The following is a 22394-nucleotide window of genomic DNA, read 5'->3' as shown; positions in this document are numbered from 1 at the left end:
TATGTGCGTATGACCCTTCATGCTTCCAAGCCACCCGTTTCTGAAACCACCGCATCTAATCCTGACTTTGACAATGATCGCTGGTTTCCAACGTGGCGGCCATTTGCAGGTGATCTCAATCAGCATCCTGTAGGTATTAATGAGTATCTGCCAGCAGGTAAAAGTGTCTTGCTTGGTGTGCAGCACACTTTTGCGATGTTTGGCGCGACGGTACTTGCGCCGCTACTGATGGGTTTTGATCCCAATTTAGCCATTTTAATGTCAGGTATCTGTACGCTACTGTTTTTTGTGATAACAGGTGGGCGTATGCCCAGCTATCTTGGCTCAAGCTTTGCCTTTATTGCTCCTGTTATCGCTGTAACGGCCTACGCTGGCACAGGCGCAAATGCCAATCTGAATGTCGCTCTCGGCGGTATCATGGCGTGTGGGATGCTCTACGCACTCGTTGGGCTTTTGGTCATGAAGACAGGCACTGGCTGGATTGAGCGTTTGATGCCGCCTGTAGTCACGGGTGCTATCGTGATGATTATTGGTCTGAACCTTGCGCCTGTGACCATTCAAGGCGTGATGGGCAATCAGTTCGATGCGTGGATTGCGACCATGACCACATTAATGATCAGCTTTGTCGCCGTCTTTACACGTGGGATGCTGCGCCGCTTGCTGTTGCTTGTGGGTTTGATGCTGGCGTATATCGTGTATTTTGTGCTCACCAATGTCATGGGCTTGGGCGCGCCGATTGATTTTAGTGGCGTGACTGCGGCGTCTTGGCTGGGTTTGCCAAGCATTCATACCCCTGTGTTTGATAGAGATGCCATCGTGATGATTGCACCGATTGCCTTTATTTTGATTGCCGAAAATTTGGGGCATTTTAAGGCGGTAGAGAGCATGACCCGCGCGCGCGTGACACCTTATATGGGGCGTGCCTTTTTGGCGGATGGACTTGCGACCACATTTTCGGCAGGGTTTGGCGGTACAGGTGTGACCACGTATGCAGAAAATATTGGCGTGATGGCAGTGACTAAGGTGTATAGCACCACCATTTTTGTAATGGCGGGCTTAGTGGCGATTTTGCTCGGCTTGTCACCAAAGTTTGGCGCACTGATTCAGACCATTCCCAGCCCATTACTTGGCGGTGCGTCGATGGTGGTGTTTGGTCTGATTGCAGTCGCTGGGGTCAAAATCTGGCTCGACAGCCACATCGACTTTAGTAAAAACAGCAATCTGATTATCGCAGGTATTCCTGTGATTATGGGTACGGGCAATCTAAGCCTGCATATAGGCGGGTTTGACTTGGGTGGTATTGGTACAGCGACACTTGCCGCCATCGTCCTAAATGCATTGTTTTCATTGCAAAAGGACGATTAACAACAAATAAATTATTTCTTAATCGGTAGTGTGGGACGATTTTTTATAAAACCGTGCAAAAAACCGATAACGGCGCAGGGTGCGATTTTTGGGTTTCATGGTGCCAAGATAAATAGCAAGCATCGTAAACGCCGCCCCCAGCCACTGCATACCTGTAATGGGCTTATCCAACCACAAATAATCAATCAATAGGGCGGCGACTGGCTCACTAAGCAGCAGCAGCCCTGTCACTGCCAAAGACAAACGCGGGATAAAGTATGCAATCAGTCCCCATGCGAGACATTGCATCACTGAGCCGTAGATAAAAATCCAAAATACCTCAGCCCATGAAGTCGGTAGTATCTGTCCGTTATCGAGTATCAGCATTGGCACAATCATCGCGACCACACCACCAATACTGACCAAGGTCATGAGCGGCAAAATAGGAGTCGGTTCGACATCGTGCGTCTTTTTGATAAAGGTCATGGAAGCTGCGAGCATCGCACCTGAGGTAATGCCTGTAATAAAACCCCACGCGGCATTGGTATTATGTCCAAATTCAGGGCTGCCAATCAGCATCACGCCAAACAATGCCAAGCACAAGCCGACCAGCTGCAAAATAGTTTGACGCTCAGAAAACCAAACAAAGCCAATCAAGGCCAAAAAGAAAATCTGCAGACTGTTTAATAGCGTTGAGATACCAGGGCCGACCGCGTAGATACTCTCGTGCCATAGCGCCAAGTCCAAACCCAAGAATACGCCTGAACACAGCCCAAAAAAGATGGCTTTTTTGGACGTTGGAAAGCGCTGTTTTTTTAGTAGCGCCAGCAGTGCAAACAGCACGCCAGCGACCGCCAAGCGCCAAAACGACATCGCCCAGCCGCCGAGGCTTAGTTTTGCGACGATAAGACTGCCCAAGCCGAAAATAATACAGCCGAGTAACAGTCCTGAAGCACTGAGCTTAGAAGTGGTGGTGCTCATTGCGTATCCTTTTAATTATAAAATGACAGCCGTATAGGCAGCATTTTGGTGCTTCTGTCGCCCAACCTGCCTATCTATTGGTATTGGTAGTGTATTTTGGTAGCATACCACCGACATCAGGGGCAGGTATACCTTTGTGATACTGTTGTTATGCAATATGTACTGAATTTTGTCGTTTATTTTGTCGTCACTGATTTTTATTTTCTTAGGTCTTGCTATGTTAGGGTTTATTCGTCCGTTTACTGTGTTTGTTTGGGGTAAATGCGCTGTCATCGCAAGCGTATGTGCGGTAGGGATGCTCGCTGGCACGTCCGCGCAGGCAGCTGGTTGTAAGCTGCCCAAAAGCTACTATAAAAATGTCTCATGTACGCCAAATAGCGGGCTGTTTTTGGCAGTTAAAGACTATGGTGAACCTGTGGCTTTGATTAACAATAAAGGCAAGCCTGTGGTGAATTTGACCGCTTATCAGACGGTCGCCGCGGATAAAATTGCCTCAGGCGTGATGCCCGTACTCAAAAACAGTCGCGTGGGTTATATTAATCTGCAAGGACGTGAAGTGGTTGCGCCCATCTATGACCAAATGGGCGGCGCAGAGTGGGCGCGCGCGGCATCAGAAAACCGTATTGTGGTTAAAAAAGGCGGGCAATATGGCGTGATTGATACCAATAATGGCACTATCGTCCCTTTTTCTGGCAGTATCACCAACATTACCAACTACCGTAGCGGTGTGGCGCGTATTGAGAGCCGTCAAGGCAGCCGTAATGTCGATACCAGCGGCAATACCATCGCCTCTGAACCTGCTGCGCCCAAAACAGCCAGTAATCAAGACAGCCCAACCACAAGCAATACCCTACAAAACAGCACATCGAAAAACAGTATCTCGCAAGATAGCCGCCGAGACCCGCCGCAAAGTACCGCTGTAAATACCACTGTCAACACATCTGAACCAAAGCGCGAGCCGTTCACTACCTTAATCGCGCATCAACAAGATGGGCTTTGGGGCTTTGTTGATAAGTACGGGGTGATTATGATTACCTATTCGTTTGATGAAGTGCGTCCATTTTCAGAAGGGCTGGCGGCCGTGCGTATTGAAAATACGTGGGGGTTTTTAGATTTGGGCGGGAATGTGGTCATTCCGTTTGATTACCATGACGATGCGCGCTTAAATCGCGCAAACAATGATGAGCCGCCTGCATGGACATTTAAAAACGGTGTGGCATGGGTCGGGATGTCGGATAAAGGCGAGCGCCTATGTATCAACACAGCCAATGTTACGCTACCGTGCCCATCTTAATAGCGATCACGGTTTGAGACAAAAAAAGAGACATCAATGCGTCTCTTATTTATCATCGTGTGATGCATTACCCAGTAAGTGATTTTTAATCAAAGTCACCAAATACGGCTGATAATAGGTCGGAATGTCGTGTGCCATACCTTCGATAAGGTGAAAGCTGGCATTCGGAATGGTCTTAGCGACCACGCGCCCTTGTGAGGCAGGCAGTAGACCATCTGCGCTACCATGAATGACGATGGTTGGCGCTTTGACTTGCTTACTAAAGCGCGCAATAGAGCCAGAGGACAAAATCGCATTGAGCTGCTGGACGGTGCCAAGCGGATGAAAGTTGCGCTGATAGCGCAGTTTGGCAATCTCGCGCACTGTACGCACATTGACGTGCCCAGGCGTGCCGACCGTCTTCATAAACCACACGCTATGGCGGACAATGTCGCGCTCAGAATGGCTTTCAGGGCGATTAATCAGTGTATAGAGCTGACGCGGGCGCGGTGGACTTAAAAAGGCGCGGTTGGTGGTGGTAAATAGGAGCGCCATACGCTGCACCAAACTTGGGTAACGGGCTGCGACAATTTGTGCAATCATACCACCCATGGACGCACCCATTAAATGCGTGCTGCCAAGGTTTAAAGCCTTAATCAGGCGCACGGTGTCTTCAGCCATATCGGTCAAGTTGTACGCGACAGGCTCAGATTTGTTCGATAAGCCTGTTTGCAAACGCAGCATCATTTTTAACTGACTGATACGCGGTAGGCCATCAATTTGTACCTTGGAGGACAGACCGATGTCACGATTGTCAAAGCGGATGATGAAAAAGCCTGCGTCAATCAAGCGCTTGATAAAGCCATCTGGCCAAAAGACCATCTGTGAGCCAAGTCCCATTACCATCAGTAGTGGGGGGTTGTTCGGATTGCCACCCGCTTCGACACACAGCTCAATGTTATCGCCAATGTCAATCATCGTCTGATACAGATGGTCGCTTAAATCCGACGCCCACCAATTGTGCGCGCCGAAATTTTTCCATTCAGGCGTAGGGTAGTTGATGACACGCTCACTGCTGCCACCAGCATGGTCAGCGGTATCAGTGACCGCCGATGCCTCAGCGTCTGAGCGCGGCTCGGTGGGTTCGGTGTGAGGATGTGAGTGCATCATAAGCGCTCCTACTTACAGTTCTACCATCTCAAAATCGAGCTTGCCCACACCGCATTCAGGGCAAGTCCAGTCGTCAGGGATATCGTCCCATTTTGTGCCAGGCGCGATACCTTCTTCAGGGCAGCCCAAGGCTTCATCATAAATCCAGCCACAGACGATACATTCATAGCGTTTCATATTCAGTCCTATAATTGTTGTTCATTTTATAGCCGCTATCGACCACAAAAACGCACGTAGTGTAGCATATATCTTGATGCCACGTGTTTAAGTTTACACTTGTATATTGAGATACTTGTGTACTTATCAAGAGCGAGTAGGCGTTATCGAGCAAAGTGGGCGCAATAAAACCATGCAAATATGCTATGATAGCGCCGTCACGCACCGCATTGTATAGAGCGCCATGATCATCTTTATCAGCGGTGTTAGACATACCAATTATTGATTTGTAAAAGTAAGGGTTATTATGAGCGCGCACGCGACGTCAGCAGATAAACGCAGCAAAGACCATCCATTGTGGCAAATGATTCGTACTGTGCCTGACTTTCCAAAGCCAGGCATTGATTTTTATGACATTACGCCATTGCTGCGTAGTCATGTGGATGAGCTGATCGACGCATTGCTTGCGGCATTGCCTGAAGGGTTACTCGATGACGTAGACTGCTTAGGCGCAGTTGAAGCGCGCGGCTTTGTGTTTGCAAGCTTGCTGGCAGGTCGCTTGGGTAAAGGCATGATTTTGCTGCGCAAACCTGGCAAACTGCCACCACCTGTCGCTAATAAAAGCTACGCGCTAGAGTATGGTAAAGACACGCTAGAGATGCAAAACAACTTGCCGCCTGAGCGCGTGTTACTGGTGGATGACATTTTAGCGACAGGCGGTACATTAAAAACTGCTCATACCTTATGCCATTCTGCTGAGCATACGGTGGTTGGTGTGCTGGTGCTGCTCGACTTAGTTGACCTGCATGAGCCTTTACCTGTGCCTGTATATAGTGTGCTTGAAGCCTAAAGGCTTACAATAAGCATCGACAAAAAAAGCGCCATTATCTGTCAGTAATGGCGCTTTTTTTACGTTAAATCATCTGTACTTTATTACCTATTAGCGGCGTATACTTGCCAGCTTTTGTGCCAATTCTTCACGGGCGCTGATAAAACCATCGATGCCTTTTGGCAATAAGTCTTGGGTCAGCTTGTCTTGCTGGTAGGCATTATTAAAATCCTCATGGCTAAGCTGTACGCGCTGCATGGGCTCCGCCGTTTTTGCCATCTCAGGCGACAGCTGGCGGGTGACTGGAGTATCCAATTCAGCAAGCGCGTCAAGCAAATCAGGGGCGATGGTCAACAAATCGCACCCTGCCAAAGCCAGTACTTGCTCGGTCGAGCGGAAACTTGCGCCCATCACTTGGGTTTTGTAGCCGTGCTGTTTGTAATATTGATAAATCAACTTCACCGACTCAACCCCCATATCTTCGCTCACAGGAATCTCTTGACGCTGTTGCTGACGCTTTTGCCAATCCAAAATGCGTCCCACAAAAGGCGAAATTAAGGTTACGCCTGCGTCAGCGCACGCGACCGCTTGATGCTGCCCAAACAGGAGCGTGAGATTACAGTGAATGCCTTGGGTCTCAAGATAACGCGCCGCTTCAATACCTTGCCATGTCGCCGCAATCTTAATCAAAACGCGCTCAGTGTCTACGCCAGCTTTTTTGTACGCTTCAATAAAGCTGAGCGCTTTATCAATGGTCGCTTGGGTATCATAAGATAAGCGCGCATCGACCTCGGTAGAGACGCGCCCGTCAATCAGATTTAAAATATCGCAGCCGAGCTGTATGGTCAGCGCATCAATCACCGCATCAATATCACCGTCATGGCGACTCATCGTTTCTGCCAGCATCTGCTGATTGTCAGGGTGTATCAAGGCTTTTGTAATCAAGCTAGGGTTGGTCGTGGCGTCTACAGGCGTTAAACGAGCAATCGCACGCAAGTCGCCCGTATCGGCAACAATCGTCGTCATGGTGCAAAGCTGTTGTAATGCGCTCATTGAATATCCTTATTAATTATTTATTGTCAAACGTTTGGAGGGGACTCTAATATAAATGTTAATGACTAAATGGCTTTGTCTGTGATTTTTCTCATTTTTATCACCACTTTTAAAATAGAGACACCTCCTAAAGAGTAAATAGCCACACGTTGTTTAGTGACAAGGTCGCTTGCGGTCAACAACCGCGCTTAAAACTGTAACATAGATTTTGGGCGCTTGGGCGATTTTTGCGACGCAGGTGAGCGAGCTTACGCTCCGCAAGATTTTAAGCGTTTTCGATGAATAGGCATGGGCAAGCAAAGACGGATTTTGCTATAGTAAGACGACAGACAATACATCTTTTGGCATCTTTTAGCATAGAAACTTGCCATAAACACGCGTGACAGTAGGGTCAACGGTGCAATTCGGTGATTGCGGCTACAAATTATGTAAAAAATGTATTAGTATCCAACTTTATTATTGTGATGATGCATCACACCACAAAGCGCTAACAACAGTTCTAAAAGGAAAGGCGGTAATGAGCGAGCAATCAGCAAACCCAAACACAGACATTGACAATCAAAACGACACCAGCACTGCCGCGACCGACCCATCTCCCTTAAGCAGCCTACGCGACCAAATCGATTCGCTGGATGTGCAGATTCACAACTTGATTAATGACCGCGCAAAATTGGCTCAAGATGTGGCGATTTATAAAAAACAATCAAGCAGCAGCGACAATAAGAGTCATCAAAGTCCGATTTTTTATCGTCCAGAGCGTGAAGCTCAAGTATTAAAGGCGGTTATGGAGCGCAATACAGGCCCAATCGCTGATGATAAAATGGCGCGTCTGTTTCGCGAGATTATGTCGGTTTGCTTGGACTTAGAAGCCCCGCAGCGCATTGCGTTTTTGGGGCCGATTGGCACCTTTACCCATGCCGCCGCACAAAAGCATTTTGGCAAAGCAGCGGACATGCTACCACTGGCTACCATCACCGATGTGTTTCGCGAAGTAGAGGCGGGCACTGCAGCTTATGGCGTCGTCCCTGTTGAGAACTCTTCAGAAGGTGTGGTCAACCATACTTTGGACGGTTTTTTGTCATCGACGCTAAAAATTATCGGCGAAGTAGAGCTGCCTATTCACCAAAACTTCTTGGTCGCAGAACATACCAAAGTCGATAGCCTAAGCCGTATTTACTCGCATCAGCAATCGCTTGCCCAGTGTCGCCACTGGCTGGATGTGAACTTCCCGAATGTAGAGCGTGTCGCGGTCTCAAGTAACGGCGAAGCGGCGCGCCGCCTAAAAAATGAGTGGCACTCGGCTGCCATTGCAGGTGACGTTGCTGCTGTCGAATATGACCTGCACAAACTGTATGAAAATATCGAGGACAACCCAAGCAACACCACGCGCTTTTTAATCGTCGGTCACGAAGCGATTGCGCCATCAGGTCAAGACAAAACGTCAATTGTGGTATCAGCCCATGACAAAGCGGGCGCGTTGATTGAGATTCTAAAGCCATTGTCTGAGCATGGCGTATCAATGACCAGTATCGAAACCCGTCCTGAGCGTCCAAACAAATGGGCGTATGTGTTCTTTATTGATATGGATGGACATATTGAAGATGCCAACGTTGCAGCCGCGATTGAAGCGATTCGACCAATGGTTAAAGACGTGCGTATTTTAGGTTCCTATCCAAAAGCGGTACTGTAAGTGTTTTTATGCCCATAGATTACCGTGCGTAAAAAACCTTAAGATGAAACCCCTGAGCACAGTCAATATGGTGCTAGCCGTAAAGTAAATCATAGCGCGACACAAGTATAACAACGATAACGACGGTCATAACGACAACAGACGATAGCGAAGACGCGCCGCACTCTGCGGCGGCGCCATCTATAATAAGGATACTTTATGCAGCCGACTTCAACACCGAACAGTCCTGAGGTTTCTCCAGCCTTTGAAAGCATTCTTGATGTGGCGCCCTATCAGACGGGCAAACCCATTGAGGAGCTGACACGTGAGTATGAAGTCACAGATGTGGTCAAGCTTGCAAGTAATGAAAGCCCAATGGGCTGCTCGCCTTATGTCACGTTAGCCATTACCCAGCAGCTTGGGCAGTTATCCCGTTATCCTGATAATGATGGCTATGAGCTTAAACAAACTTTAGCGGACTTCACCCAAACATTGATTACAGGCATTACGCTTGGCAACGGCTCTAATGACTTGCTGACCATGTTAGCGCGCAGTTTTGTCAGTAGTGACGATGCGGTGGTATACAGTCAATATGCGTTTGTTATGTATAGCATGCTTACTAAGCTGCAAGGCGCACAGGCGATAGAAGTGCCAGCCCAGCGCTATGGCCATGACCTGGAGGCGATGCTCGCTGCTGTCAAGGCCAATGCCAATACCAAAATGGTCTTTATTGCCAATCCGAACAATCCAACAGGCACATTGCTGACTAAAGAGGCGCTGTATGACTTTGTCAGTGCGCTGCCAAGCTCAGTGCTGGTGGTGCTCGATGAAGCCTATATCGAATACAGCCCTGAGAGTGACAATCGTGCGCTGATTGATGATTTTGATAATGTCGTTATCGTTCGCACCTTTTCTAAGGCGTATGGGCTGGCGGGTTTGCGTGTCGGTTACGCGCTGAGCAGCGAAGCGGTCGCTACCGTATTAAACCGTGTGCGCCAACCGTTTAATGTCAACCGTTTGGCCTTGGCAGCGGCAAAGGCAGCACTTCTTGATAAAGACTTTATTAAACGTGCGTATCAAAACAATAAAGAGCAAATGCGCTGGTTAGAAAAGCAATTTGACGCGCTCGGTTTGGCGTTTATTCGCTCATCGAGCAACTTTATTATGGTTGAGATTAGCGATGCTTTGGCCGTTTATCATGCGTTATTAGAGCAAGGTGTGATTGTGCGGCCACTGGTCAGTTATGGGCTGGCAGGCTGGCTGCGTATTACCGTGGGCTTACCTGAAGATAATCTGCGTTTGATTGATACCTTGAGTTATATATTAAACAATGACTCGGCCTAAACCATCTGTTCGTTATCACACATTTGATGGTCAGCCTGTATTCAAGATTTAATCTTAAGACATTAAATAATATTGCGCCTTACGCGCATAGAGAAAAAGTTCAGCGTTATGTACAACCTTAAACGAAACCCAAAACAATCCCCGCTGTGTGAACAAGTTTGTGTGATTGGGCTGGGACTCATTGGTGCCAGTGTCGCGCAGGCTATTAAGGACAACCATTTAAGTGCGCGTATCGTTGCGGTCGATCGTCATGCGTTAAGTCTCGCCGAAGCGATGGACGATGGTCTATTGCAAGCGGGTAGTAGCGTATTGGCGGATGTGGTCGCAGGCAGTGATATGATTGTGATTGCGGTGCCTGTACAAACGGTGCCTGCGGTCATGACAGATATTGCGGCGGCCATGAAGGCAGGAATGATTGCGCCTGATTGTATTATTACCGATGTGTGTAGCACCAAGGTGAATGTCATTGAAGCGGCAACGTCTGCGTTTGGTAAGTTGCCAACAGGACTGGTGCCCGCGCATCCCATCGCAGGGGCTGAGCATTCAGGCTATCACGCTCGCCGTGCGACTCTGTTTGTCAATCACAGCGTGATTGTCTGCAATCTGGAAAGTAGTGATGCCAAAGCCATTACGACCGTGTGCCGCATCTGGGAGGCCATCGGCGCGCAGGTGATGACCATGTCCGCTGAGCGTCATGACCAAATTCTTGCGCACACCAGCCATCTGCCGCATTTACTTGCCTTTAATTTGGTTGAGCAACTGGCAGGACACGACGATAACTTGGATATGTTTCGCTACGCTGCGGGTGGATTTCGCGACTTTTCGCGCATCGCTGCCAGCGACCCTAAGATGTGGCACGATATTTTCTTTGCCAATGACGCTGCCATTATCAAGGCCTTAGACACTTATAACGATTATTTACAGCACCTGCGTACGCTTATTGTGCAAAAAGATTCAACCGCCCTTATGGGGTTACTTGGACGGGCACAAGCGGCGCGGCGTCACTTTGGGCATATGCTTGCCAGCACCCCTTATACGGATACTTCTACTATGTCAGCTTCTTATACCATCACTCCCAGTACCACCGTTTCAGGCACGATTGCCATCCCTGGCGACAAATCGGTCTCGCATCGCAGTATTATGCTTGGCAGCCTTGCCGAAGGCGTGACCCGTGTTACAGGGTTTTTGGAAGGCGAAGATGCACTGGCGACCCTGCAGGCATTCCGCGACATGGGCGTGACCATCGAAGGGCCACATGATGGCGAGCTGGTGATTCATGGTGTAGGTATGCATGGCCTCAAGCCAAGCAAAACACCGATTTATATGGGCAATTCAGGCACCAGCATGCGTCTGTTGTCTGGCATCTTAGCAGCGCAAGCGTTTGATAGTGTGTTGACAGGGGACGCCAGTCTCACCAAACGCCCGATGGAGCGTGTCGCTGCGCCCCTGCGCCAGATGGGTGCGGTCATTCAGAGTACAGGCGAGAAGGGCACTGCACCGCTGAGTATTACAGGCCGCGCAAATGTCGGCGACACGCTGAAAGGCATTGACTATAACATGCCTGTGGCTTCAGCGCAGATTAAGTCATGCTTACTGCTGGCAGGCTTGTGGGCAGAGGGCACAACCAGCGTGACCCAGCCAGAGATCAGCCGTGATCATACCGAGCGTATGTTACAAGCCTTTGGCTATCCTGTGACGGTCGATGATAATCGCATCAGCGTGACAGGCGGCGGCAAATTAACTGCCTGTGATATCGCCGTACCTGCGGACATCTCGTCGGCAGCGTTCTTTATGGTGGCGGCGGCGATTAGCCAAAACAGCGAGCTGACCTTAAAGCAAGTGGGCATCAACCCCACGCGCACAGGCATCATTGATATCTTAAAACTGATGCAAGCGGACATCACTTTGAGCAATCAAACACACGTCGGTGGCGAGCCTGTGGCGGATATTACCGTTCGTTCTTCACAGCTCGTGGGTATTGAGATTCCTGAGTATTTGGTGCCTTTGGCAATCGACGAGTTCCCTGTGTTGTTTGTCGCGGCGAGCTGTGCGGTCGGACGTACCGTATTAACAGGCGCAAAAGAGCTGCGCGTCAAAGAATCTGACCGTATCGCGGTGATGGCGACAGGATTACAAACCTTGGGTATTGATTGCGAAGTGACTGAAGACGGCATGATTATTAATGGTAAAGGCGTGACCGACGGCAGCTACCCTGCGGTATTTGGTGGCGGACATATCATCTCGCACCATGACCACCGTATTGCCATGAGCTTTACCGTCGCGAGCCTACGTGCTGCTGATACCATCACTATCGAGGGCACAGAGACAGTCAATACCAGTTTCCCTGATTTTGCAGGTCTTGCCAATCAAGTCGGTATGTTGATTCGTGTGACCGAAACAGACGAAGCGGATACTAACGACCACGTCTAATCTTGCCGATTAGGCGCACTCTTACGTCTGTTTTGTTTTAATCAAGATGCCCTTGTGGCATCTTTTGGCTTACTGGGTCTGTGCTACGGCGTGAGACCCATATTTTTTTAAGTTGTTTTTATGACCACAACACGCGACAGCGCAACCACGCCAACTATTCCTAAAAAACCCGCTGTCATTACGACCAAGCGCGGTATCATCACCGCACTGACGGCGTTTTTTATTTGGGGTGCGTTTCCTTTATACTTTAAACAGTTGGCGATGTACGATGCCGTCGAAATTATTGGGCATCGTATTGTTTGGACATTCGTCTGTTTGCTGGTGATTTTAACCGTCACCAAGCGTTGGGGCTGGATTGATACCTTAAAGCAGCAGCCAAAATGGTTGCTTATCAGCTTGGTATCGAGCCTGATTATTACCACCAACTGGCTGACCTATGTGTGGGCAGTCACGCACGATATGATATTAGAGGCGAGCCTCGGTTACTTTATTGGCCCGCTGGTTGGTGTCGCGCTCTCGATGGTGTTGTTTAAAGAGCGTCTGCGAACCTTGCAATGGGTGGCGATTGGTTTTGCGCTATTGTCTGTCGTTATACAGGTGGTGACGCTTGGCAGTCTGCCTTGGGTGTCTTTAATTTTAGCAGTCAGCTTTAGTACTTATGGCACCATTCAGCGCCAGACACCGCTAGCAGCTCTCGATGCGATGTTCGTTGAGACAGCGATGCTCGTACCTGTGTGTGTTTGGTGGTTTTGGCAAGCAGGCGTGGCGAGCAGTCATTTAGACTTTTGGTTTAGCCCGTCTATTTGGCTGTTAATGCTGGCAGGCCCTGTTACACTGATTCCGCTGCTGTTGTTTAATAAATCGACCAAGCAAGTGGCATACAGTATTTTGAGCTTTATGAATTATCTGACGCCGACCTTTATTTTCTTATTGGCAGTGCTGTACTATCATGAGCCATTCGATACCAAACGCTTGGCGGTCTTTGGTCTGATTTGGTTTGGCTTGCTATTATTTAGCATTGACTTGTGGCGACATCGCCCAAGAAAAAATCCCAAAACCAATGAGATTGCCCGCCCCAGTTAAAGAGTTGGGATAATCAGTGGAATAACCACACACCCTGATACCAATCATTAAACAATCAACGCACAACAACCAAGGATAACGCTATGCTACACACCGAGTCGGATGTGGTTTTTGTTAAAGGACTTGAGGTAAAGGCCGTCATCGGTGTTTATGATTGGGAGCGCGCTATTACGCAGCCGCTGCGTATTGATATTGCGCTAGAGACAGACATTAGCAAAGCGGCAGCTTCTGATGATGTGGGAGATGCACTCAATTATAAGGCGGTGTGTGATGATGTAACCGAGTGGTGTCAAAGCATACAGGCGCAACTTATAGAGCATCTTGCCGAAGCCATCGCCCAAAAGCTATTGGCAAGCTATCCCTGTACTAAGGTCACGCTCAGCATTGCTAAACCGACCGCGATTGGGGCGGCAGATGCTGTCGGTGTTCAAATCACTCGCCGTGCAGGATAGCGTGATGCGTGACGTACAAAATACACGTGCGATAGATACCTTGGAAACAATCGCGCCTGAGACTGTCAAGGCGCTACTGATAAGTGAAGTGGTACTTGCGCTTGGCAGCAACTATCAAGCAAAAAAGCACTTGGCGTATGTTCAAGATAAGCTTGTAGCACTTGGAGAGGCGCATTACTCAGACGCGTATCAAAACCCTGACTTTACCGCGACACCTGAGCGCCCAAAACCTGATTACGTCAATCAATGTGTATATTTGCGTTTGTACCAAGCGCGCACGTTAGTAGCCCTACAACGCGAGTTTGCCGCGCTAGAAACCGATTGCAATCGCTGCCGCGGCGCTTTAATGACAACAGATACCGTGCGTTTGGTAACGATGGATATTGATACGTTATTGATTAAGGCCAGTGACACTAGCGCAGAATGGCAACTACTAAGCAATCGTATGCCGCTAAAGGCCCATGAGCATATCGGCGTGACAGCGCTGCTTGCGGCGATGGGCTTAAGTGACAAGGGGGATATGGTTGAGTCTAAATAAAAAAAGACACGCCATGATAGGTATTTGCGATTAAACGCTATTTTTCGCAGCCTCTGGAGACAAAGTCACAGCAAGCGAGAAAAATAGCGTTTGATATCACTGCACCAACTTTATTAGCTATTAGATCTCTTGCAAAAGTACCAGTTTATTGACTTTGACTGACGGAGTTACAAGGGCTAGCGATGACTTATGCAAGAGGTCTATTAGCAGTAAAGTTAAGGTAGTGCTAAAAATATCTGCCATAAAAGTAGTTTAATCAGTAATAACAGCGTCCTTTTTGGGCGCTTTTTTTATGCCTCATTATTTGGGTGAATACTTGGCCTTCATAATTTCTGTAGTACCTCCAATCTTTTTAGATAGAACCTTTTTGGTGAATAGACACGACAAGCTTTAGTTTGACAAGGTTATCTGCACAAAACTACCGCTTATCTTAGCAATAAGCTACAAAAACGCCTTATGAAGTAACCAAATCAGTCAAAGATGCATGGTTTAATCAAAATCTAAGCAATGCATCTTATAACGATAACGACGCTAAAAATCACACCGATATAAAACATAAAACGTTATATAACGATTATCCATTCGACCTTTTGCCAGCGAGAAAGCCAGCATGTCTACCTTAACTTTGACGATCAATAAGCAGCGCTATGAGCTGCACGATTTAGACCCGCGAACGACACTCCTTGATGTGTGTCGTCATCATTTAAACCTTACTGGTGCAAAAAAAGGCTGTGACCACGGACAGTGCGGTGCATGTACCATGCTGATTAATGGTCGCCGTATTAATGGCTGTTTGACACTGGCAGTCATGCATGATGGTGACGAGATTACCACCATTGAAGGGGTCGGAATGCCTGATAACCTATCGGCGTTGCAAGAAGCCTTTGCCAAGCATGACGCGTTTCAATGTGGTTATTGCACACCAGGGCAAATATGTTCTGCCACCGCATTAATCGAAGAGGTTAAAAACCAGTGGCCAAGTCATGTGAGCGCAGACTTGCAAGCGCCTGATGTGCTACAAATCCAAGAAATTGCAGAACGTATGAGTGGTAATATTTGCCGCTGCTCAGCGTATCCCAATATCATTAAAGCCATCAAAGAGGTGCTGGATGGTGACCTGTCTGAGGCAAACGCATCGACTGATAATCACGCGAATAACAACAAAAAAGGTGCAGTCAGTGGCATTTGGTCGCCACCTGCCAGCGATGTGCAGACGCCGAGCAAGACCAATACTGATAGCCTCGCCCAAGCCAAAGCGCAAGTACAAGGAGTCGACGCATGAGAGCCTTTGAATATCAGCGCGCCGATAGCGCGACGGATGCCAGCCAAGCTGCTGCCCATCATGGCAATACGTTTATCGCAGGCGGGACAAACCTGTTGGACTTGATGAAGCTTGAGGTTGAGACGCCAATCAAGCTTGTAGACATTACCCGTCTTGAGCTAGCACAAGTTGAGGACACAGACGATGGTGGCCTGCGTATTGGTACCCTTGTGACCAATAGCGACCTTGCGGCGCATCCAAAGGTGCTTGCCAACTATCCTGTGTTAGCGCGCGCACTCTTGGCGGGTGCGTCAGGTCAGTTGCGTAATAAAGCCACCACAGGCGGCAACCTGCTTCAGCGCACTCGCTGCTATTACTTTTATCAAACTGATAGTGCGTGTAATAAACGCGAGCCAAATTCTGGCTGCCCTGCGATAGAGGGTGAAAACCGTGCGCTTGCCATCTTAGGCACGAGCGATTCATGCATCGCGCAGCATCCTTCTGATATGGCAGTGGCCATGCGCCTGCTGGATGCCACCATCGAAACGCAAAAAGCAAATGGCGATACTCGCACAATCGCTATCGAAAATTTTTATCGTTTGCCTGAAGACAGCCCGCACAAAGAAAACGTATTAGAGCCAGGTGAGCTGATTACGCATGTCACTCTGCCTGCGCCCATTAAGGGCATGCACACCTATGACAAAGTACGCGACCGTGCCTCTTATGCCTTTGCCTTGGTGTCTTGCGCTGCTGTGATTGACAAAGACGAGGCTGGCACATTAAAAACCGTGCGTCTTGCCTTTGGTGGTATTGGGGCAAAACCGTGGCGTGATGAAGCGGCAGAGGCCTGCTTGGTCGGTACAAAAGGCGATAAAGACGCTATTAACAAAGCCGCCGATACCTTGCTACAAGATGCAAAAGGCCATGGACAAAATGATTTTAAAATCGTACTGACCCGTCGTCTACTTACACAAATTATTGAGCGTGCCTGCCGCGCACAGGGAGTATAACCATGGCGCTATTTCAGTCAGAACCCAGTAAAAAAATGACCATGGATACGGCTGTCGATTCTCTACTTGCCAAAACCAAAAGCAAACTCGTTGGTAGCGATGTAAGCCGCGTAGAAGGCGCATTAAAAGTTAGCGGTCAAGCTACGTATAGTGCCGAAGTGCAACTGGACAATATTGCTTATGGCGTTTTGGTCGGGGCTAAGATTGCCAAAGGCTCAGTGACCAATATTGACAGCAGCGTCTTGGACAAAATGGACGGCATTATTACCGTTGTGACGGATGCCGAGCGTTTTTTACGCAATTCACAACAAGGCACCGAAGAAAAAGCGCCAACTCAAGGCGCTAAAGACATTTATTATCATGGGCAACCGATTGCTGCGGTCATTGCTGAGAGTTTTGAAGCAGCGCGAGCAGGGGCAGAGGCGCTGATCATCGAATATAAAGACGACAGTGATAATGCGGTGCTTGATTTTGAAAAAGCACTTGATGACGCGCATGATGTCAATGAAAAACAAGGCTCAGATAAAAACAATGAGCAAGGCGACCCTGATAAAACGCTAAAAGACGCGGCCATTACGATTGACCGCATTTATCATACGCCCAGCCAAAATGGGGCGGCAATGGAGCCGCATGCGACCATCGCCGAGTGGGATGGTGAGCATTTAACCTTATATACCTCCAATCAAATGCTGGCCTCATGCAAAAAACAAGTGGCTGATGCCTTAGATATGGATGAAAAAAATGTCCAACTGATTGCTCGCTATGTGGGTGGCGGCTTTGGCAGTAAGCTTGGTATCGCGCCTGAATCTATTGCTGCCGCGATTGCAGCAAAAGAGATTGAGCGTCCTGTACGTATTGTGATGACGCGACCACAAGTCATGTCAGCGACCGTACGTCGTTCAAATACCCGTCAACGTGTGGCGCTTGGCGCAAACCAAGCGGGTATTATTGACACTATTATTCATGAAAACATCTCTAGCAACTTGCCTGGTGAGAGCTTTTTTGAGCCGTCTGCATTATCGACGCATTATCTGTATCGCGGTGACAATCGTCGCGTAAAATATCAAATGGTCGATACCAACCAAACCCTATCAGGCTCTATGCGTGCGCCAGGGGAAGCGGTCGGACAGATTGCGCTTGAGTGTGCGATGGACGAATTGGCAGAGAAGGCGGGCGTTGATCCTGTTGAGCTGCGCCGACAAAACGAACCAGACGTTGACCCAAGCCAAAACATTCCTTTTTCAACGCGCAAATTGGTTGAGTGTATGGATACCGCAGCTGAGCAATTTGGCTGGTCAGAGCGTCCCCAAAAACCTGCCAGCCGTTTAGAAGGAGACTGGTGGATCGGTATGGGTATGGCGGCCGCTGCACGGGGGAATAGGTTACAGCCGTCAGAGGCGCGTGTGACACTTAAGCGTGACGCCTCTACTAAGTATGGTGTAAAAGCGGTGGTGGAAACGGATATGACAGATATCGGTACAGGCTCGTATACCGTGTTTTCTCAAGTTGCGGCCGACATGCTTGGTTTACCGCTTGATCATATCGAAATGGTACTGGGAGACAGTGATTTGCCGCCAGCATCAGGCAGTGGTGGCAGTTTTGGTGCCGCAAGTGCGGGCAGCGGTATTTGTTTGGCGTGCGAAAATTTGCGCGAGCAGTTGGCAAGTACCGTTGGTTTATACAGTGATACCATGCAGCTACAAGATGGGCGCGTACAAGAAGCGGGCGTACATACCCCAAGCAGCAGCCAAGAAGCGCTAAAAGAAGCGGGCGCTAAAGCGGCTAAGCATATCAAAGGCCGAATTGCACAGCGTATGGGGAAAGGGACAGAAGACGCCGGCGTACAATATAATTTTGACAATGACAACAGCTATGCGCTTGCCGATATTTTAAGTCACTATGATGAGCCGCAACTGATTGCTAAGGGGCAGATAAAGCCAGGTAAAAATGGCGACAATTACCGTCAAGCCTCATACGGCGCAAACTTTGCCGAAGTTGCTGTACACCGCGTCACAGGCGAAATACGGGTACGCCGTATGACAGGGGCATTTGCTGCAGGCCGTATTTTGAACCAAAAGACAGCCACGTCCCAGTGTTATGGTGGCATGGTATTTGGTATTGGCTCAGCGCTGATGGAGCAATTGATTTTTGATAAGCGTGATGGCCGTTTATGCAACCATGACCTTGCAGAGTATCACGTACCTGTCAATGCGGATGTGCCGCAGCTGGACGTTATCTTGGTCGATGAAGATGACCCGTATACCAACCCGATGCATATCAAAGGTATTGGCGAAACCGCTATCTCGGGAGCAGCTGCCGCGATTGCTAACGCAGTGTACAACGCGGTTGGTATCCGTGTGTATGACTTCCCAATTACTTTAGACAAACTCATTGAGCATCTGCCTGATGCGCCTGCGAGCGCTTAATGTCGGAGCTAAGCGAGCTATTAAGCCTTGCCCAGTCGGCTGAGCAAGATGGCACAGATGCGGTACTGGCAACTGTCGTTCATACTGAAGGTTCAGCCTACAGACGTGCAGGGGCAATGATGCTCATCTGTGCGGATGGGCGTTCGGTCGGTATGGTTAGTGGGGGTTGTCTTGAGCCGCATATCATCAAGCGCGCTTTTTGGCTCACACGTACAGGCAGTACTGTGCAAATTTATCAAACAGGCGACAACGAACACGAAGATGATGGCTATGATGGTTATGACGACGCCCTAAACTTCGGCTTAGGGTGTAACGGTCGCGTTCACGTTTTATTTGAGCACTTGCCCAAGGCCGCTACCTTTTTGAAAGAATTGCGGGAGGTGCGTCGTAACCAAATACCACGTTTGGTTGCCACATTGATTCAATCAACAACCAAAGACCAGCAGGTCACACCCATCGGCACACGACTTTGGCTGAACAATGATAGCTCTAACGTACAGTGTGACGACGGCAGTGATTTTGATACAGAGAGTTTTGATGCAAAGGTAGGTAGCGAGACGCAAACGGCACTTATTAAAGCAGCACAGCAGTTGCAGCAAACTGCTGCAGTGACCAGCAGTAGCGATTACGTCTCTTTAGAAAATGGGCAAGCATGGTTGGTACAGCGCTTGTGTCCGCAGTTACGTTTGCTGATTTGCGGTGCGGGGACAGACGTCCCGCCACTGGTGACATTGGCGAAGATGCAAGATTGGCATGTGACGGTTATTGATAGCCGCGCCCACTATGCCACGCGCGCTCGCTTCATGGCGGCGGATGAAGTGCAATGCGTAGCGCTTGATGATGAAGAGACCTTGTTAACGCTGAGCCGTAACGCTGCCGTTGCCTTGATGTCGCACAGTCTTAGCCAAGACCGAGCGCGCTTAAAAACACTACTGCCTTATCCTGACCATTATCATTATCTTGGACAGCTTGGGCCGAGCTATCGTACCGAGCGGCTCTTGATGGAAATACGCGAACAAGACCCTGAGGCATCATTTGCAGGGCTTGATAAGCTGCACTATCCTATTGGCTATAAATTGGGCGGTGATGGCGCAGCGGCATTGGCGCTTGGTATTATGGCGCAGATGCAAGAAGTGCTGCATAAGATAACTAGTCATACGTCCGTAAACCCGCAACCTGTTCGCCGAATTGAAGCCACTGACTGACACCCAAGTATGACGACTCAGCTACAATGATTCAGCACCATAACAAAACGACACAGACAAACGCGCATGCGGTGATACTCTTGGCAGCAGGCCTGAGCCAGCGCTTAGGTACGCCAAAGCAATTATTACTTCGCGCGCGTCTGCCTTTGATAACGCACATGCTGCATATAGCGCTAAAAAGTGGCGCTGAAAAAATCATCGCCGTGGTACCCAGTTACTTGCCAGCCGTCACTACTGCGGTGCAAAGTATAAAGGTACCTGCTAATCAGCTTATTGTTGTGCAAAACGACCAAAGCGGCCTAGGTATGGCGCACAGCTTACAGTTGGGTATTGAGGCGCTGCGTATCCATGCACCTGAGTGCGGGCGTGTATTGATTATGGGTGTAGACCAGATTCATTTAGACAGCGCGCATGTGACTGACCTTTTGGCAGCAGTGCAGCCGATTGCGGTCAGCCAATACCCTGCAAGCGATACCAGTAGTGAGGATAAGCAGATATTAGGATTGCCCGTGGTGGTCGAGCAGGCGCAGCTGTTGGCATGGTATGCAAAGCTGTCAGGGGACAAAGGACTGCGCGCCTTGATTCGTCATACAGATATCACCCCACATATTGTCGATAATCCCAAACTAAGTACAGATATTGATACTCCTGCGCAGCTGGCACATGCAAAAGCTTGTGGCTGGCTTGACGCGTAAATATAACATCAGCAAAACCAAAGAAATCACAAAATAAGAATAATAAGCCTATTTGGAGCACCGCCCTTATGATTACCATTGAACAGATGCAAGCGGCCATTACCGAACGTATTGCGCAATATCACACCGAAGTCACGCTAAATACGCAAACCCTGACACTTGACGATAGCCTCAATCATATTTTGGCAATGGACGTACGCGCACCTTTTGAGATACCTCGCCAAAATGTCTCGGCAATGGATGGTTATGCCATCGCGACAGGCAGCAATACCGAGTCAGGGGCAACGCTTGAGATTGTCGGTGAATCTAAGGCGGGCAGCCCTTATCGAGGGCTTATCCAAACGAATCAAGGCGTGCGTATCTTTACAGGTGCGGTCGTACCTGAGGGCTGTGATACTATCGTTATCCAAGAAGAGGCCGAAAGATTTTCTGCCAATGCTGCCGATAATAGCAATCACCATGACACGATTTCTTTGACGGCGAGCGCGCCTGCGGGCAAATACATTCGTTATGCAGGTGAAGAGATTGCAGAAGACGAAGCGGTGCTGCTAAAAGGGCAGCGTATCACCCCAACGGATATTAGCTTGCTGGCAAGTTTGGGCGTTGCCGAGATTAGCGTCTATCGTCCATTGACTGTGGGTATCCTCGCGACAGGGGACGAGCTGGTTAGCGTGGGGCAGCCGCTCACGCATAGCGCGCAGATTTATGACGCCAACACACCGACCCTAAAACAGCTGTTGGCAGGGTTGCCAATAAAAGTGCAAGATTACGGTATTATTCCTGATGATTGGGACAAGACCAAGGAAACCGTGCAGCAGGCCACGACAGATTGCGACGTGCTTATCTCAACGGCAGGCGTGTCGGTGGGTGATTATGATTATTTAACCCGCGTGATTGATGCGCTGGGTCATATCAATCACTACAAAGTCGCCATGAAACCTGGCAAGCCTTTTGTATTTGGCGAGCTGTATAAAGCCGATAATACGCCTGTGCTGTATTTTGGTTTACCTGGCAACCCCTTGTCAGCGGTAGTCGGCGCGATGCAGTTTGTGATTCCTGCGCTATGGCGTTTATCAGGCATCCATACACCAGCATTGCTTACCCCTTTGACACTGCGTGCACGCTTGACTTGTGACACCAAAAAAGCAAAAGGTCGCACCGATTTTCAGCGCGCGCAGTTGGTGCAGCAGGTTGATGGCAGTTTTGATGTCACTTGTTTTGCAGGGCAGCAGTCGCACCGTATCAAACAGCTTAGCCAAGCCAACTGTTTTGCTATATTAGACAAAGATAGCGGGGATGTACCTGCAGGTACGTCTGTTTGGGTACAGCCGTTTCCTTGGGCATTTATTCCTGTAGTACCCTAAGTCCTGTCTTGTGCAAAACAGTTAATAAAGCACAACACTTATTGTATCAATACATGCGATGATGATAAGTGCGATGCATGCTAAAACTGTACTGCCTATAAGCATGTATCA

At 48.9% G+C, this 22394-nt stretch carries 19 protein-coding genes; 15 read left to right on the top strand and 4 right to left on the bottom strand.

What is annotated here, in order from left to right:
* Positions 1 to 9 precede the first annotated feature (9 nt).
* Complete coding sequence (locus JIE71_RS06280) at positions 10 to 1365, top strand: solute carrier family 23 protein (RefSeq protein WP_199507882.1); 1356 nt, start codon at positions 10 to 12, stop codon at positions 1363 to 1365.
* A gap of 18 nt (positions 1366 to 1383) precedes the next feature.
* On the opposite strand, the gene JIE71_RS06275 is transcribed toward JIE71_RS06280, so the two are convergent.
* Positions 1384 to 2325 (bottom strand): DMT family transporter, encoded by a 942-nt coding sequence (locus JIE71_RS06275; protein WP_199507881.1) that lies wholly within the window; start codon positions 2323 to 2325, stop codon positions 1384 to 1386.
* Positions 2326 to 2542: 217 nt separating this feature from the next.
* Between JIE71_RS06275 and JIE71_RS06270 the strand changes: the two genes are divergently transcribed.
* Positions 2543 to 3619 (top strand): WG repeat-containing protein, encoded by a 1077-nt coding sequence (locus tag JIE71_RS06270; protein ID WP_228284567.1) that lies wholly within the window; start codon positions 2543 to 2545, stop codon positions 3617 to 3619.
* Positions 3620 to 3664: 45 nt separating this feature from the next.
* On the opposite strand, the gene JIE71_RS06265 is transcribed toward JIE71_RS06270, so the two are convergent.
* A complete protein-coding gene (locus JIE71_RS06265) occupies positions 3665 to 4768 on the bottom strand; it encodes an alpha/beta fold hydrolase (RefSeq protein ID WP_228284566.1) in 1104 nt (367 codons plus the stop codon).
* Between the two features lie 12 nt (positions 4769 to 4780).
* On the bottom strand, positions 4781 to 4945 hold the full coding sequence (locus JIE71_RS06260; protein ID WP_199507880.1) for a rubredoxin: 165 nt from the start codon (positions 4943 to 4945) through the stop codon (positions 4781 to 4783).
* A 286-nt stretch (positions 4946 to 5231) separates the two neighbouring features.
* Here JIE71_RS06260 and JIE71_RS06255 point away from each other — a divergent pair, with 286 nt between their 5' ends.
* A complete protein-coding gene (locus JIE71_RS06255) occupies positions 5232 to 5774 on the top strand; it encodes an adenine phosphoribosyltransferase (RefSeq protein ID WP_199507879.1) in 543 nt (180 codons plus the stop codon).
* Positions 5775 to 5864: 90 nt separating this feature from the next.
* On the opposite strand, the gene JIE71_RS06250 is transcribed toward JIE71_RS06255, so the two are convergent.
* Positions 5865 to 6806: a transaldolase gene (locus tag JIE71_RS06250; protein WP_199507878.1), complete on the bottom strand. Its 942-nt coding sequence runs from the start codon at positions 6804 to 6806 to the stop codon at positions 5865 to 5867.
* Between the two features lie 517 nt (positions 6807 to 7323).
* Between JIE71_RS06250 and pheA the strand changes: the two genes are divergently transcribed.
* From pheA to glp, 12 genes are all read left to right on the top strand, one after another.
* On the top strand, positions 7324 to 8496 hold the full coding sequence (gene pheA / locus JIE71_RS06245) for a prephenate dehydratase (RefSeq protein ID WP_199507877.1): 1173 nt from the start codon (positions 7324 to 7326) through the stop codon (positions 8494 to 8496).
* 198 nt (positions 8497 to 8694) lie between these two features.
* The gene (gene hisC / locus JIE71_RS06240; protein ID WP_199507876.1) at positions 8695 to 9819 is read left to right on the top strand and encodes a histidinol-phosphate transaminase; all 1125 of its coding nucleotides are present in this window, start codon (positions 8695 to 8697) and stop codon (positions 9817 to 9819) included.
* A gap of 108 nt (positions 9820 to 9927) precedes the next feature.
* The gene (locus JIE71_RS06235) at positions 9928 to 12249 is read left to right on the top strand and encodes a bifunctional prephenate dehydrogenase/3-phosphoshikimate 1-carboxyvinyltransferase (protein WP_199507875.1); all 2322 of its coding nucleotides are present in this window, start codon (positions 9928 to 9930) and stop codon (positions 12247 to 12249) included.
* Positions 12250 to 12369: 120 nt separating this feature from the next.
* Positions 12370 to 13332: an EamA family transporter RarD gene (rarD, locus tag JIE71_RS06230; protein ID WP_199507874.1), complete on the top strand. Its 963-nt coding sequence runs from the start codon at positions 12370 to 12372 to the stop codon at positions 13330 to 13332.
* Positions 13333 to 13415: 83 nt separating this feature from the next.
* Positions 13416 to 13784, top strand: coding sequence for a dihydroneopterin aldolase (folB, locus tag JIE71_RS06225; protein ID WP_199507873.1), 369 nt, complete (start codon positions 13416 to 13418; stop codon positions 13782 to 13784).
* Positions 13785 to 13788: 4 nt separating this feature from the next.
* Entirely contained in the window at positions 13789 to 14322 is a 534-nt protein-coding gene (locus JIE71_RS06220) for a 2-amino-4-hydroxy-6-hydroxymethyldihydropteridine diphosphokinase (protein WP_199507872.1), read from the top strand.
* A gap of 610 nt (positions 14323 to 14932) precedes the next feature.
* Positions 14933 to 15604: a 2Fe-2S iron-sulfur cluster-binding protein gene (locus JIE71_RS06215; RefSeq protein ID WP_199507871.1), complete on the top strand. Its 672-nt coding sequence runs from the start codon at positions 14933 to 14935 to the stop codon at positions 15602 to 15604.
* Positions 15601 to 16593, top strand: coding sequence for an FAD binding domain-containing protein (locus JIE71_RS06210; protein WP_199507870.1), 993 nt, complete (start codon positions 15601 to 15603; stop codon positions 16591 to 16593). Before JIE71_RS06215 ends, JIE71_RS06210 begins: the two co-directional genes overlap by 4 nt.
* 2 nt (positions 16594 to 16595) lie before the next feature.
* Positions 16596 to 19019 carry a xanthine dehydrogenase family protein molybdopterin-binding subunit gene (locus tag JIE71_RS06205; RefSeq protein WP_199507869.1) on the top strand — a complete coding sequence of 808 codons (2424 nt, stop codon included), beginning with the start codon at positions 16596 to 16598 and terminating at the stop codon, positions 19017 to 19019.
* Positions 19019 to 20224: an XdhC family protein gene (locus tag JIE71_RS06200; RefSeq protein WP_199507868.1), complete on the top strand. Its 1206-nt coding sequence runs from the start codon at positions 19019 to 19021 to the stop codon at positions 20222 to 20224. Before JIE71_RS06205 ends, JIE71_RS06200 begins: the two co-directional genes overlap by 1 nt.
* A 26-nt stretch (positions 20225 to 20250) precedes the next feature.
* Positions 20251 to 20919 carry a nucleotidyltransferase family protein gene (locus JIE71_RS06195; protein ID WP_199507867.1) on the top strand — a complete coding sequence of 223 codons (669 nt, stop codon included), beginning with the start codon at positions 20251 to 20253 and terminating at the stop codon, positions 20917 to 20919.
* Positions 20920 to 20987: 68 nt separating this feature from the next.
* A complete protein-coding gene (gene glp, locus JIE71_RS06190) occupies positions 20988 to 22283 on the top strand; it encodes a gephyrin-like molybdotransferase Glp (RefSeq protein ID WP_199507866.1) in 1296 nt (431 codons plus the stop codon).
* Positions 22284 to 22394 lie beyond the last annotated feature (111 nt).

This window comes from Psychrobacter sp. bablab_jr014 (genome assembly GCF_016464015.1).
Lineage (GTDB): Bacteria > Pseudomonadota > Gammaproteobacteria > Pseudomonadales > Moraxellaceae > Psychrobacter.
The sequence above is the reverse complement of the archived record's forward strand: the minus strand, read 5'-3'. Positions and strand labels throughout refer to the sequence as shown.